The following is a 16770-nucleotide window of genomic DNA, read 5'->3' as shown; positions in this document are numbered from 1 at the left end:
TTCGTAATGTTTTTTAATGAATAAGTAAATTGATTATGAGAAATTTTATACAACGAAATTTAAAAAGCCTAAATGGAGTTCTGGCAATCATTTTTGGGTTGGTAGCAATATTTCTTCCGGGAATAACCCTGGCAGCACTTGGAGTGTATTTTGCATTAACAATCCTGGTTGGTGGTATATCCCTGGTAGCAGGAGCTATCCGGCTAAAAAAGCATAACCCAACATGGTATTTTTTACTGCCGGAAGGAATCATAGGATTGTTACTGGGAATTTTAATTCTTTCAAGACCCGAGGTAGTAGCCACTTTTTTTGTAGCAATTATGGGCATCTGGGCACTAATAATTGGTGTAATCCTCATCGTTTCCTTTTTCAGAAACAGGAATGCCAGTTTTTCAAAAACCATAATGTTGTTGGTGGGCATTTTGTCAGTTATAACCGGAGGGATAATTATTTTCAATCCTTTTGAAAGTACCCGGATGATAACTGTTATGATTGGTATTTATGCATTAATCTACGGATTGTTTTCAATTATTAATGCATCCAGATTTAAGTTAAATTAGTTTACTTTCAATTATTTAATTCAACAAAATAAATTGTTATGAATGTTTTAATTACAGGAATTAGTTCAGGATTAGGATTTGGATTGGCAAAACATTATTTGGAGAACGGAGATACGGTTTTGGGAATAGGCCGGAATTCAAATCCTGAGCTGGATTCTTTTAGTAATTTTCAGTTTCTGAAACAGGATATATCAGATTTTGTAAATCTCAGTCAACAGGTCTCTGTATTTTTGAAAAATGTCCATCACCTGGATCTCGTTATTTTGAATGCGGGAATTCTAAGTGAGATTAAGGATGTAAAGGAAACCAGTATAGATGAGATTCAGAAAGTGATGAATGTAAATGTATGGGCAAATAAAATGCTAATCGATATTTTAACCGATGAGATTGGAAAAATTCAGCAAATTATAGCTATTTCTTCTGGTGCTTCTGTTAGTGGGGCGCGTGGTTGGAATGCGTATTCACTATCAAAAGCAACACTGAATATGCTCATAAGTTTGTATGCAAAAGAGTTCCCTGAAATTCATTTTTGCGCACTTGCTCCCGGGTTAATTGATTCCAAAATGCAGGATTATATTTATGATCTACCAGAAAACGAAAATTATCCGGTAGTGCAACGCCTCAAAAAAGCAAAAGGAACAGAACAAATGCCGGGGCCCGAAAAAGCAGCTGAAAATATTTCAAAAAATATTGAGAGGTTAAAAGATTATGAATCAGGTTCATTTATCGATATTAGAACGATATAAAAAAAAGAGAGGTTTTAAACCTCTCTTTTTTAAAAATGATTAGAGTAGTATAATTTGTTCTAATGAATAATTAACTGTTTGGATCTGCAATTCCAATTACACCGCAGGCAACTCTAGCTCCGGCAGCCCCTGTTGGCTGAGAAGTTAAATCATCTTCTCCGGCATGCACAATAATTCCTCTACCTATAATTGAACTTGCACCATTTAGTTTTAACATTGTATCGGTCAGTTCAATATGAGCTGTTCCGTCTTCTCCAGCTTCAATATTTCCGAGGTCGCCCACATGCCTGTCCATATCAGTTGGGCCACCATGATCCTTATGTTCAGGATTAAAATGTCCACCAGCCGATGTTCCGTCGGGTTTTGTGCAGTCGCCATATTGGTGAATATGAAATCCGTGCTTCCCGGGAGTTAAACCTTCCAGGTCGGCAATAACTGTTACAACACCCGTACTGCTTTCGGTAAATGTTACTATGCCTTTTACATCGTTACCTTCGGTTGGATGTAAAACACAAACTGCTTTTATAACTTGTGGTTCAGCTTGCTTCTCGTCTTGTAACATTGGCTGTTCTTCACTTTCATTATCTTGCCCGCTTCTCGTATTTGTTGTACATGACTGGGCTGACAATAAAAACAATACTGCCAGCAACCAACTGAACGATAAACTAATTTTTTTCATAATTCTGAATTTTATAGTGTAACAATTACTTTTTATTAATGTTTCCCGCTTAATGGGTTACTTTTCTGCCATAAAAATCGTATAATACTTTTTCATATTCCGAATTTACAGCCAGGGCAGGATCATACTCAGGAGCGTCTTTTATGGTGTCTTTGGGCAGATTAACAATAGCTTCCTGTTTTTTATAGCTTATCTCCTCAATCACTTCAATAGGGAGGAGGACTCTTTTACTCCAGGGTACGAAATTTTTTGTATCAACTACTACATACATAATCTGCCACAAGTCATCATCAATTATTAAATCATAAATATGACCAAAACGGTCGTCTATGGCATTAATAAAATATCCCCTGATTTCATTAAAACTTCTTAAATGGGTTTCAATTTTATCTTCATTCTCCATGCTTTTGGGCGTTCTCAACGGACCCTGCGGATATATCATCGAAGCTACACCTTCTGCTCCCATGGGATATGCGGGCCAGTATGGTGTAAGTTCATAGTGATCGGTGAGGTCTTTTTCGTAAGTTCTTGAGACTGGTAGATCAAACTCTAAATCAGGAGAATTCTCTATCTTTTTTACAGTCAATTTTATAGGGAAGTGCTCATTTCCCCAGTTAGGCTCACTTAAATGTTCACGTGGAATTAATACTCTCTTTTCAGAAAAGAAACTACCCAAGTCACCTTCAAGATACCTGATAATCCATGTTTCGTCATCAAATAAGAAGTCATTCACTTTTCCTTTTTCGCCATCAATGGCTTGAATTGTATATCCTAATAATTCTCTAATACTACGTTTCATAATTTCTCCTTTTTTATTATATAAATTATGACAAAAATGTGCCAGACCTTCGGGAGAGTATCCTAATAACTTGTGGTTAATACCTCGTTTGTTAGCCTTTATGGTGCGTTTGGAAGCTATACTTTCCTTTTAGAAATATGGAGAATTATAAATGTTTTGTGTAACATTTCCTCATCTCTGTCAGAAATTCCACAATTGTTAATAATAGTGAATTAAAACAGGGACATTTACCTTATCGGCTAGTTTATCCAGGTCATTTTTACTAAACAATTGTTTTACCGGATTTTGTTTTTGAAGCGAAAGCAGTAACAAGTCTGGGCTATTTCGGTTACAATAGCTGGCAATGGAATCAGCGTAATTTTTTCCTTCCAGTGTACTGGCACTTATTTTTGAAGCGGGTATAATTTCTTTTACCAACTCCATCCAGGTTTGACTTTTAAGCTCCTTTTCCGCATAATCGCTGTTTTCTGAAACATCTACAGCAATCAAATACGGATTTATCTTTTTGAAAAAGGGGTGAAGCCCGGTAAATGTATTTACATGGCTGGTGTGGAAATCAACCGGAATTAAAATTTTATGAAGCGAAGAGAATGAAGTCCCTGGTGGAACCAGTAAGCAAATCGCATTATTGTTTTTTACAGTACTTCGTATCTCATTTTTTGAATGAAAAATATTTCCATCGGGTTCAGCGCTGATAACAAAAATCTTGTCTTCACTGTCATTTGAACTGTTTTTTATTGCATCATCAATACTTTCTTCTTCAACAGCTACATTTATTTTCAGCGGATAATTTAGCCTCGATGCTTCGCCACTGAGTAATTTATCCAGATCTTTTTTTACACTCTCTTTTTCTCTGAAAATGATTTCTCCGTGCGAAAGAGTATTTCCGGGTGTAACCGATTGTGAATCGGAAACCGCACTGTATTCACCCTGATGTACCCGCGAGTCGATTGGGTGAAGAACATCAACTTCTGTTTCCAAATGTTTTGCAAGATGTAATCCGAATTTTATTATTGAATCTTTTTTACTTTTTATGTCGCTAATAATAATTGTTTTCATAATGATAAATTTTATTTTTTTATGAATGTGTGCGCCGGATGCCCGTAGAACATTTCGGCGGCTTCCATAATGGTTTCCGAAAGTGTAGGGTGGGGGTGAATGGTTAATGCCACATCTTCTGCAGTAGCTGCCATTTCAATGGCAAGTGCTATCTCGGCAATCATATCTCCTGCATTTCTGCCCACGATTCCCGCTCCTAAAATTCGTTCGTTGTCGGGGTTTACTAAAAGTTTTGTAAATCCCGATTTTTCGTTCATGGCAATTGCCCTACCCGACGCGGGCCACGGGAATTTTACTACTTTGTAACTGATTCCTTTTTCTTTTGCCTCTTTTTCGCTGAGTCCGCAAACTGCAATTTCGGGTTCGGTATATATTACAGCCGGGATTGCTTTAGCATCGTTTGCCGATTTTTTCTCCGCAATTACTTCTGCGGCTACTTTTCCTTCGTAGCTTGCTTTATGCGCCAATAGTGGCGGCCCGGCAACATCGCCAATAGCGTATATATTTTTTTGCGTGCTTTGCATTTGCGCATTTACTTTTATAAAGCCTTTTTGGTCGGTTTCTACTGAAGTATTTTCCAGACCTATATTTTGGGTGTTCGGATTTTGCCCCACCGAAACGAGAACTTTATCGTATGTTTTGCTGAACTTCTTTTTTTTGGCGTCTTCAAAGTCGGCTTCAATTGCTTCACCTTTTTCCCTGAGGGTTTTTAGTTTTGTCTCCGGAAGAATTTCTTTAAAGGTATTTTTATTGACCTTTTTGAATTCATGGACCAAATCTTTATCCATTCCCGGCATTAAATCGTCAGTTAGTTCTACGACTGTTATTTCCGTTCCCAGCGATTTATAAATTGCCGCCATTTCCAACCCAATGTAACCTCCGCCAACAACCAACATTTTATTGGGAATGTCTTTTAATTCGAGCGATTGTGCCGAATGCATTATTTTCGGGTTGCTCATATCAATTCCCGGCAGTTCGATGGGGTTGGCTCCAGTTGCAACGATTGCATTTTCGAATGTTCTCTCTTTTTTATCGCCTTCGTTTGTTTCGATCTGAATGGTTTCCGAATCCAAAAATGTTGCCTTCCCGCGGACATAATTTATTTTTCGTGCTTTTACCAGCTGGCCCAAACCACCGGTAAGTTTTTTCACCACGCCGGTTTTCCATTTTCCAACTTCCTCTGTATTCACTCTTACTTTATCAAAATGAATTCCAAGGTCGCCTGCATGTTCGGCATCGGCTTTTATTCTCGCCAGATGAAGCAGGGCTTTGGTTGGAATACATCCCCGGTACAGACAAACGCCTCCCGGGTTGAGTTCCGGATCAATCAAGGTAACATCAAGTCCCAGATCAGCCGCCATAAAAGCGGCTCGGTAGCCCCCCGGGCCTGCACCTATAATTACCAATTTATATTTTTCTGATGTACTCATAATTTGTTCTTTTTATTGCAAAATGGCATAAGGGTCTTCAATCACATCACAAATCCAACGCAGGAAACGGGCGCCGTCAGCACCATCAATCACTCGGTGGTCGTATGAAAGCGACAACGGGATGATTAAGCGTTTTTTCAACTCATCGTCTTTATAAACCGGTTTGTATTTTGCTCTTGATACACCCAGAATGGCCACCTGAGGCGGCAAAACAATAGGTGTGAATGCAGTTCCGCCAATACCACCAAGATTCGAAATTGTAAAATTGCCTCCCTGCATTTCCTCTGTGGAAAGTTTCTTGTCCCGGGCTTTTTGTGCCAGTTCGCTTAGTTCTGTCGAGAGCTCTGTAAGCGATTTTGAATTCACATCGCGAACCACCGGAACCAGCAAACCCTGTGGCGTATCTGCGGCAATTCCCACATTGTAATAATGTTTGTTTATAATTTGATCGTTTTCAATATCAAGGCTGGAGTTAAAACGAGGGAATTTTTGAAGCGCGAATCCCAAGATTTTTAATAAGATAGCTGTAACGGTAAGCTTTCCACCGGCTTTTTCCACTTTTCCTGCATAATTTTTTCTGAAATCTTCAAGTCCGGTAATGTCGGCCTCATCAAATTGAGTTACATGCGGAATCGTTTGCCATGCTTTTGAAACATTTTTTGCGGTAATTTTTCGAATGGTTGTCATTGATTTTTTGGATGTCGGTCCCCACTGCGAAAAATCGGGTAGATGAGCAGATTTTTTTTGTTCTTCTGTTTTCTCCGGTCTTTTGCTAAAACTTTTTACATCTTCTGCAGTAATTCTTTTCCCCGGTCCACTGCCCTCAACCTGAGTCAAATCTACATCCAATTCACGCGCCAGCCTTCGAACTGATGGTGATGCAGGAATATCACTTAAATCCTTTGTTTCTTTTTCATCTTTTTCAGTTGTATCACTTTCTTTTTTTCTTTCTTCGCCATCTTTACTTCCGGCCTCTTCGCCATCATCCTCAGCTTTTTCTTTTGTCTTTTCCTCTTTTTCGTCTTCCGAGCCAGCGTTTTTTTCTTTGTTTTTGTCGTCGCTTTCTGTGTCGCCTTTCGCTTCTCCTTCGGTTTCAATAATCATAATAACCTGGTCTACTTTTACTTCATCACCTTCTTCCACTTTTATTTCGTCAACAACGCCATCAAAAGGCGAAGGAATATCGGTGGTTGCTTTGTCGGTTTCTATTTCGACCAGGGCTTGGTCTTTCGAAACTTTATCGCCTGCTGAAACCAATATTCCGGCAATTAATCCGGTTTCAACATTTTCTGCTATATCGGGAATTCTAATTTCTTTTTTCATTTCTTTTAAAGTTTTATAAAACAAATACGTGATAGGTTCATTGATTTTTTATCAGATGTTTGCAGGCGACTTTTTATCGCTGTTGATGTTCAGTTTTTCTTTTGCCTGATTTAAAACCGTTTTATTGATTTTTTTCTGATAATACAGATTCAACAAAGTCTCCCAAACAATATGATTCGCATTGATTTCAAAGTGTTCTCTTAATTCATCGCGGTGCTCACTAAGGCCAAATCCATCGGTTCCAAGTGCTGTAAATTTTCCGGGAAACCACCTGGAAACCGAAAGTGGAAGTGCTTTCACATAATCGCTTGCTGCAATAAAGGTTCCCTGGTCGGTGCCTACACATTCCTCGATATAACTTTTCCGTTTTTCTTCATTAAAGCGGTTTACCCGTTCTGTTTCCACGGCATCGTCATACAACATTTTATAACTGGTGACACTCCACACTTCCGGGAAAATATCGTATTCTTTTTTGAGCATGTCGGCGGCTTTTAATGCTTCGTTCAGAATGGAGCCGCTTCCCAGCAAATGAATATTGTGTTTGTTTTTCTGGCTGCTGCGGTATTTGTACATCCCGTTTATAATTCCCGTTTCAATCTCTTTTCGTGCGGGCATTGGCGGCATTTTATATTTTTCATTCATTACTGTGATGTAGTAGAAAATTTCTTCTCCGTTGTCATACATTCTTTTTATCCCATCACGAATAATTACAGCCAGCTCAAAGGCAAATGCCGGGTCGTAGGCTCGTACTGTGGGAATGGTTAAGGCAAGCAGGTGACTGTGTCCGTCCTGATGCTGAAGGCCTTCTCCTGCGAGCGTAGACCGTCCGGCAGTTCCTCCCAGCAAAAATCCTTTTGCCCGCGCATCAGCAGCAGCCCACATAAAATCACCAACCCGCTGAAATCCAAACATGGAGTAGAAAACATAAAAGGGAATGCAATTGATCTGATGCGTTGAATAAGCTGTGCCCGCAGCAATAAACGACGACATGGAGCCAGCTTCGGTGATTCCTTCTTCCAGAATTGCGCCGTTTTTGGCCTCTTTGTAATACAGCAAACTTTCCCTGTCAACCGGTTCGTACAACTGGCCTTTATGGGCGTAAATCCCCGATTGCCGAAACAGCGCGTCCATTCCAAATGTTCTCGATTCATCGGGAACGATTGGAACAACCAGTTTTCCAATATTTTTATCTTTTAAAAGTTTTGAAAGCAGCTGAACAGCAGCCTGAGTTGTAGCTAATTCGCGTTTCCCTGAACTTCTGAAAAGTTCTTCAAAAACCTTAGATTCCGGCATTTCAAATTTTGCTTTCCCCCGGTTTCTTTTGGGAAGGAATCCTTGTAATTCCTTTCGTCTTTTGATTAAATATTTTATCTCTTCGCTTTTTTCGTCGGGTCTGTAAAACGGAGCTTTTGCTACATCTTCATCTGAAATTGGAATGTTAAATCTGTCGCGAAAATGCATCAGCTCTTCTTCGTTTAATTTTTTTTGCTGATGCGTAATGTTTCTTCCTTCACCGGCTTCGCCTAAACCGTAGCCCTTTATGGTTTGTGCCAGAATTACAGTGGGTTTATTTTTTGTATTCACCGCTTTTTTGTAAGCATTAAATACTTTTTGAGGATCATGGCCGCCTCGGCGAAGTTTTTCCAAATCCTCGTCACTCATGTTTTTTACCAATGCTTTTAATTCCTCACTTTTTCCAAAGAATTCTTTTCGAATATAATCCCCCCCTGAAATGGAGAATTTCTGTCTTTCTCCGTCAACCAATTCGCCTAAGCGTTTTTTAAGCGCGCCGTTTTTGTCTTTCTCAAGCAAAGCATCCCAGTTTTCACCTTGGGCTACTTTTATTACATTCCAGCCGGCTCCTTTAAAAGCTGCTTCCAGTTCCTGGATAACAGATCCGTTTCCGCGCACCGGGCCGTCAAGTCGTTGCAGATTGCAGTTGATTACAAAAATCAGATTGTCCAGTTCTTCACGTGAAGCCAGTGTAAGCGCCCCCATCGATTCGGGCTCATCCATTTCACCATCGCCCAAAAATGCCCACACTTTTTGATTTGGAGCCTTGAGCAAACCTTTGTCCTGTAAATACTTATTGAACCGGGCCTGGTAAATGGCCATAATTGGTGCCAGCCCCATTGAAACAGTTGGAAACTGCCAGTAGTCCTGCATTAATCGCGGGTGTGGGTAAGAAGGTAATCCTCCGTCGGGGTTTAATTCACGCCGAAAATTTTCCAGCATCTTTTCTGAAATTCTTCCTTCCAGAAACGAACGGGCGTAAATTCCCGGAGAGGCGTGTCCCTGAAAATAAACAATATCGGCTGGTTTGTCGTCATCACCTCCCCTGAAAAAATGGTTAAATCCAACTTCGTAAAGCGTAGCAGCTGAAGCATAGGTTGAAATATGGCCTCCAATCCCGTCCTTTTTTCTGTTGGCCTGAACAACCATTGCCATGGCATTCCAGCGAATAATACTTTTAATTTTCCGCTCCAACTCGCGGTTTCCCGGATATTTTGACTCTTTTTTTTGGGGAATTGTATTTATATAGGGCGTGTTGAATTGGTGGTTTAACGATATTCCATTTTCACTGATTCTGTTTCGTAATAATTCAAAAATTTCCTCCACACGTTCCGGGTCACTGTTTTTGATGATGTAATCAATGGAATCCAGCCACTCCCTGTTTTCAAACGCTGTAACTTTATTTTTTTCATTTGTATCCACTGCCATATTTTTTTCTTTTTTGTTTCTGCAAAATTTTCTCCCGTCGGTTTTCAGTTTAAGCGAGACAACAGTCGTTCCAACAGAAAACTTTACTTTTCAAAAAAAAAGCAGTGGTGGTTTACTGGTTGAAATGCTTTGGTTTAAGTCGGGTTCCCGGGAATTATGGTAATTGTTTTCCTGTGGAAATGTTTGGATAAGATGAGACTTATTTCTACAGATTTGCAAAAGCTCTTTTCAAAAGATAATTGATAAGATTATAACCAAGCGCCCTAAATGCCGATGATAGCGTAGGATGATCTTTCCGGGAACTAATAGTTACAGATTACACTAAAAGTGGAATATTATTTTCTGTACAAGGGGAAAGGTTAAATATTATGCAGCATCATTCAGAATTTACTTTAAATATCCCCGAGTCGGATAAACCACGCTTGATAATTGTTGGAGGAGGTTTTGGCGGGGCTCATTTATTGCGGAGTATCTCAAAAAAAGATTTCCAGGTGGTTTTACTTGACAGGTACAACTACCACACCTTTCAACCGCTTTTATATCAGGTAGCTACTGCTGGGTTGGAACCCGATTCGGTAGCTGGGCCTTTGAGAAAAATCATGGATCCGGAAAATGATGTTTATTTTCGGATGGTGACGGTTGAACGGGTAATTCCTTCAAAAAATGAAGTTGAAACCAACGCCGGGAGTTTGAAATATGATTACCTGGTGATTGCAACCGGTGCTAAAATGAACTTTTTTGGGAATAAAAGTATTGCAGAAAATTCATTCCCCTTAAAACAGGTGACCCATGCACTTGATTTGCGAAGCCATATTTTTCAGCAGTTTGAACGATTGGAAGTTTCAAGACGAGGACTAAAGAACAGTGCGCCCATCAATTTTGTAGTGGTTGGCGCCGGACCTACAGGCGTTGAAGTTTGTGGTGCTCTGGCCGAATTAAAATATCATGCATTGCGCAAAGACTATCCGGAATTGGACATTCGGAAAGTTAAAATTTATTTGGTTGAAGGCATGGATTGCGTGCTTCCAGCCATGTCGGAGAAAGCCGGAGAAAAAGCTCACATGTATTTGAAGAAGATGGGAGTTCAGGTCGTTTTGAACACTATGATTGAAGAATACGACGGACAAACAGCAACATTAAATAACGGAAATAAAATTCTGACAAAAACGCTTATTTGGGCCGCCGGAGTAAAAGGAAATGTACCGGAAGGTTTTGAAAACGGAAGTATCAAAAAAGGAAAACTTGTTGTAAATGAATTTCATCAGGTTCAGAAAGGAAAATCAACAGATGATGTTTTTAAACGGATTTTTGCCATTGGCGATGTTTCTTTTATGACGACAGACATCTACGAAGTGGGTCTTCCCGGACTTGCACAGGTTGCTATTCAACAGGGAAAACATATGGCAAGAAACCTGAAACGGATGGCGAAAAATCATTCTCCCAAAAAATTTAGATACAAGAATAAAGGAGTGATGGCTACGGTTGGAAAAAATAAAGCCATTGCCGATTTGCCCGGAAATATCAAAGTCTTTGGTTTTGCCGGGTGGTTGCTGTGGATGGTTGTTCACCTTTTATTTTTGGTTGGTTTTAGAAATAAGGCAGTGGTTTTTGCCAACTGGATTTGGAATTATTTTACCTACGACCGCGGAATCCGTTTGATTTTAAGACCCTCTCCAAAGGAAAAGGATCAGATCAGCGAGAAAATGGAATTGGAAATGAACGAAGCAAAAGGATAAAAAGATGAAAAAATTAAACGTCGCACAAAAACTCATTCAGTCTCATCTGCTAAGCGGAGAAATGGTTCCGGGTGAAGAAATAGGGTTAAAAATAGATCACATTTTACAACAGGATGCAACAGGAACCTTGATTATGCTGGAGCTGGAAAAAATCGGCATCAAAAGGGTTTCCGCAGAAGTTGCGGTTCAGTATGTAGACCATAATCTTTTACAAACAGATTTTAAGAATGCCGACGATCATCTGTTTTTACAGTCGGCAGCAAAAAAGTTTGGATACTGGTTTAGCCGGCCGGGAAATGGCATTAGTCATGTGGTTCATATGGAGCGTTTTGGAAAACCGGGGAAATCAATGATTGGCTCCGACAGTCACACCTGTTCTGCAGGAAGTATGGGAATGCTGGCCATTGGTGCCGGCGGACTCGACGTGGCTACCGCAGCTGCAGGTGAACCCTTTTACATTACCATGCCTAAGATATTTGGTGTGGAACTTACAGGAGAATTGCCCGACTGGGTGAGCGCCAAAGACATTGTTCTGGAGATGTTACGACGCTATGATGTAAAAGGTGGAGTGGGGTACATTATTGAATATTTTGGAGAAGGGGTAAAAACACTTTCGGCATGGGACAGACACGTGATTGCCAACATGGGAGCAGAATTGGGGGCAACAACCAGCGTTTTTCCGTCGGATGATATGACCTGGGTAATGCTCAAACAGGAAGATCGCGGAAACGACTGGCAGGGGATTACTGCCGATGAAGGAGCTGAATATGATAAAACTGACCACATCCATCTTCCTGATTTGGTGCCATTGATCGCTAAACCCAGCAGCCCCGGTAAAGTAGTGCCGGTGTATGAAGTGGATGGTGAGCCGATTTCGCAGGTGGTTGTTGGATCTTCTGCCAACCCGGGCTTGCGTGATTTTTGGATGGTAAGTGAAATCGTAAAAGGAAAAGATATACCCCCGGAAGTTTCACTGGATATCAATCCTTCCTCCCGGCAAAAAATTGAAGATCTCAGTAAAATGGGCGCGATAAACGTTTTGATGCAGGCCGGAGCACGTTTTCATCAAACCGGTTGTATGGGATGTATCGGAATGGGGCAGGCGCCTGCTTCCAATACCATTAGCCTGCGCACTATGCCGCGTAACTTTCCCGGCCGTTCAGGTACTGCCGACGATCAGGTGTTTTTGTGTAGTCCGGAAACAGCGGCGGTTTCTGCATTGTTCGGGAAAATAACAAATCCCAAAAAATACGGGAAGTATATGAAATATCCCAAATATGAAGAGCCGGAAAACGCTTCTAAGAATACATTTATGTTGGTTCCTCCTGCACAAAAGAATGAAAGCACAGAACTGAAAAAAGGGCCAAACATAAAGTCACTACCCGATTTTGAAGCTGTGGAAGATTCGTTTAAAGTGCCGGTAGCTTTAAAAATGGAAGATAATATTTCTACTGATGAAATTTTAAAAGCGGGGGCAGAAGTTCTACCGTTACGAAGTAATATTGAAGCCATTAGTAAATACGCATACTATGTAATCGATCAGGGATTTTTTGATAAAGCTTTGAAGATGAAAGAATCGGATGGCGGGCATGTGGTTGTGGCAGGAGAAAATTACGCACAGGGTTCCAGCCGTGAGCATGCAGCAATTGCACCTCGCTATTTGGGACAGAAAGCAGTTATCGCAAAAAGTTACGCCCGGATTGGCTTTCAAAATTTGGTGAATTATGGAATTGTTCCGTTTGTTTTTGAAAACCCTGAAGATTATGATAAAATAAATCCGGGTGATATCCTCGAATTTCAGTTTGTGTGGGAAGCAATTCGTGAGAGCAAACCAGCCCTTGTTGTAAACAAAATTTCAGGGGCGGAATTTCCGGTCGTTTGTAAATTAACGCCGCAGCAAAAGAATCTGTTACTAGCTGGAGGATTAATCAATTTTTTGAGAAAAAGAAAAAAATAAAAAAGGGAAGCATGCCGTTTCCCGGATTTTGCTTCCCTTTTTGACTCTCTGAATCAGGAATATTATCTGTTTCCAAATGGATTATTAAAGTCAACTGAACGCTCCCGTGTTCTGAATTTGCTCGGTTTTACCAAAGAACCAGCCTGTGAGAATGCCTCTTCAAATGAGTCGAAACTTCTGTAAATGTTTTTTTTCAACTCGGGAAACTCGTCCTGTTTCTTTTGTGTTTTGTCGATTTTTTCATATTGTAGCATGATGTTGTTGCGTACTGATTCCAGATGTCGTAAAATAACTGACAAATCCTTTTTTACGTCTGTATTTCCTTTTTCTTTTGAACGCCTTCTTAAATCCACAATTTTTGCGTTTGCTTCACTTAATTTTTGATTTATTTCTGTTTTAAATTTTTCATGTGTTTCCATAACTTCTCCTCTTTTTTTAATAACATAAGTAAATGTTCCAATAATATGCCAAATTTCGGAGCACATGTCTTTTTTATGAGAAAACGCCGTTCCTGTGTTTTATTTCGTTGAAAATAAGAGTTTATTTCTTTTTGTGTTGAAGTTTGGTGTGGAACAGCTTTCCCATCTCCCGTGCATAGAATCCACAATTTTTTAAAATCTAAATGGTTTAAACCGGTTTTTGCGGCTGTTTACCGGTTATTCGGCCAGCTTACAATTCATGGCATATTCTTTTCACTGACTTTAACAGTAAATTATGAATCATAAAAATTGAAATATTATGTTACTATTAAAAGAACAAAAATGTGAACCCTGCAACGGAAATGAAGAACCATTAAAGAGCGAAAAGATTGAAAAATATTTGGAAAGGTTAAAAAACGATTGGAATGTGATCGACAATAAAACAATAAAGTACAGTTTTCCATTTGAAAATTTTAAACGAAGTATGGCTTTTGCACAGGAAGTGGCGCGGATTGCCGAAAAAGAGGACCACCATCCTGACCTTTGTATTCACTACAAAAGTGTTGATGTAGAGTTGAGCACGCATGCCATCGGGGGTCTGTCAGAGAATGATTTTATTATGGCTGCAAAAATTGATGAATTGTAAGAATTACGGGAGTTCAGCTCCCTTTTTTTACCTCCTTTGAGGGGATAGCGCAGGCTTCGTTACAAAGCCAGATTCACCACTGTAATTCCCGCACCACCAAAATCCACATGTTCGTCTTTGTAGCTGCGTACCATGGGTTCCGAACGTAAATAGTCGCGAATGGTTGATTTTAAAATGCCGTGGCCTTTTCCATGAAGAATCCGCAATTGTGCCACTTCAAACATAATGGCTTCATCGATAAATTCCTGAATTTTTGAAATGGCTTCTTCCACACGTTGTCCGCGAATGTCAATTTCGGGTTTAAAAGTTAAGCGCCGTTGCGAGAAATTTTGGGTTAAAGAAGAATTCCCCGTACGTTTTCCTTTTTCCAGTTTTTTTGCTTCGTTATTGCTGATGCGTTCCACCTGTTTTCGGGGTAATGTGGTAATCAGTTGTCCAAATGCAACCACCGCGTTTTTATCATTCAATTCAATCAGGTCGCCCACTGTATTCTGACCTTTAATCTGAACTTTATCACCGGGTTTTAACTCCACCCGTTCTTCCAGTTTCTCTTTTGGAATTGGTTTTTTTTCATCTTTTGGCCGTCGTTTATTCCGCTTATCTTCGCGCTGACGGAGTTTGTCAATTTTTTGCTGAATAAATTTATCGTCGCTGTCACTCTTGTGTTTTACAAGTTTTTTCAGGTCGTCCAGTTCTTCCCTCGCCTTTTTTGTACGTTCTCTCTCTGCCTGTGCATCCCTGATTTCCTGAATGGTATTTTCAATTTTTTTGTTTACGCCCGAAAGCAATCTGTCTGCATCTTCTTTGGCTTTGGCCAGCACTTCTTTTCGCAGCTTTTTTGTTTCCTGTAATTCGCTTTCGTAATTGGCTGCCATTTCATCCAGGATCTTTTCCACCTGGCGAATTTTTTTCCGTTTACTTTCCCAGTAGCGTTTGTCGCGATTGATTTGTCGCAGGTTACGATCAAAATCGATATGTTTTTTCCCCACTTTTTCAGTCGCTTTTTCCAAAATATCTTCGGGCAAACCAATTTTTCGTGCGATTTCAAAAGCAAAAGAGCTTCCGGGTTTCCCTATTTCCAGTTGAAACAAGGGATTCATATGTTGCGAATCATACAACATCGCCCCGTTTTCAATCCCTTCTGCCGATGAAGCAAAATGTTTCAGGTTGGTGTAGTGCGTTGTAATCACCCCAAATGTTCGCAGTTGGTTGAGCTGATCCAGAATTGCCTCTGCAATTGCACCTCCCAGCATGGGTTCGGTGCCTGTTCCAAATTCGTCGATAAGGATGAGTGTTTTTTCGTCGCTGAACTTTACAAAATGTTTCATATTCATCAGGTGCGAACTGTAGGTACTCAGGTCGTTTTCCATCGACTGCTCATCGCCGATATCAATAAAAAGGCGACTGAAAATGCCGGTTTTGCTCCCTTCGCTGATGGGAATTAAAAGTCCGCACTGCAACATGTATTGCAGTAATCCCACGGTTTTCAGGCAAACAGACTTTCCCCCGGCATTTGGCCCTGATATCAGCAAAATATGTTTTTCTTCTGTTAAGCGGATATTTAAAGGAACGATTTTCCGGTTTTCTTTTTTTAATGTTTTTTGAAGGAGCGGGTGAATTGCCTGGTACCAGTCAACAACAGGCCGGTTTTGCACATCAGGTTTAATGGCATCGAACTCAACTGCGAGCATCGCTTTGGCGCGGATAAAATCAATTTCTCCTAAAAAGTCGTAGGAATAAAACAGTTCGTCCAGATAGGGCCGGATGTCGTTGGAAAAGTCGGTCAGGATTTTTACAATTTCACGTCGTTCGGCATATTCCAGTTCGCGAATTTCGTTGTTCATTTCCACGATTTCGTTGGGCTCAACATACGATGTTTTTCCGGTAGCAGATTCATCGTAAACAATACCCTGCAGCTTTCTTTTATTTGATGCTGAAACCGGAATTACAGCCCTCCCGTCGCGAATGGAGATCGTTGCTTCATCGTCAACCAGGCCGTCTTTTTGTGCTTGTTTTAAAATAGCGTGCAGCCGCTTCGACATGCTCGATTGCCTTGAAATAATATCTTTTCTGATTTGTGCCAGTTCGGGTGAAGCGTTATCGCGGATTTTACCAAATTTATTCAGGATACTGTCTATACGATCGTAGATGTACGGAAAAATCTGAACAGCAGTAGTTTTCTTTTTTAACAGGGGAAATACTTCATCGTCCTGTTTGTTAAAAAAGAAAACAATGGCGCGAACCGATTCCAGCGAACGTTTCAAGTCAAACAGTTCTGTTGTCTCCAAAAAACGACCTTCGGTTTTTATTTTCTGCAGAGCACTGCGTAAATCGAAAAAATGAGTGGCCGGGAAGTTGTCAAATTCGCGGATAATCCGACAGAATTCATCAACTTCTCCCAGTTGATTCTGAATATTTTCAACTTCTTCCTGAAAATGCATTTCATCTACCCATTCGCTTCCCATGGTACTCAGGCATTTATTGTGTAGCATTTCGCGAATACGGTCGAACCCAATTTTAACTTCAAAATTTTCAGGATAAATTTTCTGCATTGTCTTTGTTTTTCAGCGCAAAAATAATAAATCAGTTTTAGGTAGAAAGTTTAAAATTTAATGTTTTGAGTTTTGTGTTGTCTGCTTTTTTAGATTTATTCACATTTCTCAAAAAACATACTGTGTTTTGTGGTGTTATTTTT

The 16770-nt window shown here is 40.1% G+C and carries 13 protein-coding genes; 5 read left to right on the top strand and 8 right to left on the bottom strand.

Annotated features, from left to right (window positions below; translation table 11 throughout):
- The first annotated feature begins 35 nt into the window (after nt 1-35).
- Nucleotides 36-560, top strand: a complete 525-nt coding sequence (locus GM418_RS04555) for an HdeD family acid-resistance protein (protein ID WP_158863598.1) — start codon at nt 36-38, stop codon at nt 558-560.
- A 38-nt stretch (nt 561-598) separates the two neighbouring features.
- Nucleotides 599-1306 carry an SDR family NAD(P)-dependent oxidoreductase gene (locus tag GM418_RS04550; RefSeq protein WP_158863596.1) on the top strand — a complete coding sequence of 236 codons (708 nt, stop codon included), beginning with the start codon at nt 599-601 and terminating at the stop codon, nt 1304-1306.
- 70 nt (nt 1307-1376) lie between these two features.
- On the opposite strand, the gene GM418_RS04545 is transcribed toward GM418_RS04550, so the two are convergent.
- The 6 genes from GM418_RS04545 to aceE all read right to left on the bottom strand — a co-directional run bounded on the left by GM418_RS04545 (nt 1377) and on the right by aceE (nt 9317).
- Nucleotides 1377-1985, bottom strand: a complete 609-nt coding sequence (locus tag GM418_RS04545) for a superoxide dismutase family protein (protein ID WP_217447707.1) — start codon at nt 1983-1985, stop codon at nt 1377-1379.
- A 49-nt stretch (nt 1986-2034) separates the two neighbouring features.
- Nucleotides 2035-2784, bottom strand: coding sequence for a PRC-barrel domain-containing protein (locus GM418_RS04540; RefSeq protein ID WP_158863594.1), 750 nt, complete (start codon nt 2782-2784; stop codon nt 2035-2037).
- A 198-nt stretch (nt 2785-2982) separates the two neighbouring features.
- Complete coding sequence (locus GM418_RS04535) at nt 2983-3843, bottom strand: hypothetical protein (RefSeq protein ID WP_158863592.1); 861 nt, start codon at nt 3841-3843, stop codon at nt 2983-2985.
- An 11-nt stretch (nt 3844-3854) separates the two neighbouring features.
- Complete coding sequence (gene lpdA, locus GM418_RS04530) at nt 3855-5273, bottom strand: dihydrolipoyl dehydrogenase (protein WP_158863590.1); 1419 nt, start codon at nt 5271-5273, stop codon at nt 3855-3857.
- 12 nt (nt 5274-5285) lie between these two features.
- A complete protein-coding gene (locus tag GM418_RS04525) occupies nt 5286-6596 on the bottom strand; it encodes a 2-oxo acid dehydrogenase subunit E2 (RefSeq protein ID WP_158863588.1) in 1311 nt (436 codons plus the stop codon).
- Nucleotides 6597-6647: 51 nt separating this feature from the next.
- Nucleotides 6648-9317, bottom strand: a complete 2670-nt coding sequence (gene aceE / locus GM418_RS04520; protein WP_158863585.1) for a pyruvate dehydrogenase (acetyl-transferring), homodimeric type — start codon at nt 9315-9317, stop codon at nt 6648-6650.
- 368 nt (nt 9318-9685) lie between these two features.
- On the opposite strand from aceE, the gene GM418_RS04515 reads away from it, so the two are divergent.
- Both GM418_RS04515 and GM418_RS04510 read left to right on the top strand, forming a co-directional pair.
- Nucleotides 9686-11053: an NAD(P)/FAD-dependent oxidoreductase gene (locus GM418_RS04515; RefSeq protein ID WP_158863583.1), complete on the top strand. Its 1368-nt coding sequence runs from the start codon at nt 9686-9688 to the stop codon at nt 11051-11053.
- A gap of 4 nt (nt 11054-11057) precedes the next feature.
- The gene (locus GM418_RS04510) at nt 11058-13010 is read left to right on the top strand and encodes an aconitate hydratase (protein WP_158863581.1); all 1953 of its coding nucleotides are present in this window, start codon (nt 11058-11060) and stop codon (nt 13008-13010) included.
- Nucleotides 13011-13072: 62 nt separating this feature from the next.
- Here GM418_RS04510 and GM418_RS04505 read toward each other — a convergent pair whose 3' ends face one another.
- The gene (locus GM418_RS04505) at nt 13073-13429 is read right to left on the bottom strand and encodes a hypothetical protein (protein ID WP_217447706.1); all 357 of its coding nucleotides are present in this window, start codon (nt 13427-13429) and stop codon (nt 13073-13075) included.
- A 319-nt stretch (nt 13430-13748) separates the two neighbouring features.
- Here GM418_RS04505 and GM418_RS04500 point away from each other — a divergent pair, with 319 nt between their 5' ends.
- The gene (locus GM418_RS04500; RefSeq protein ID WP_158863577.1) at nt 13749-14075 is read left to right on the top strand and encodes a 4a-hydroxytetrahydrobiopterin dehydratase; all 327 of its coding nucleotides are present in this window, start codon (nt 13749-13751) and stop codon (nt 14073-14075) included.
- Between the two features lie 59 nt (nt 14076-14134).
- On the opposite strand, the gene GM418_RS04495 is transcribed toward GM418_RS04500, so the two are convergent.
- A complete protein-coding gene (locus GM418_RS04495) occupies nt 14135-16627 on the bottom strand; it encodes an endonuclease MutS2 (protein WP_158863575.1) in 2493 nt (830 codons plus the stop codon).
- Nucleotides 16628-16770 lie beyond the last annotated feature (143 nt).

This window comes from Maribellus comscasis (assembly GCF_009762775.1).
In the GTDB taxonomy this organism is placed as follows: domain Bacteria; phylum Bacteroidota; class Bacteroidia; order Bacteroidales; family Prolixibacteraceae; genus Draconibacterium; species Draconibacterium comscasis.
The sequence above is the reverse complement of the archived record's forward strand: the minus strand, read 5'-3'. Positions and strand labels throughout refer to the sequence as shown.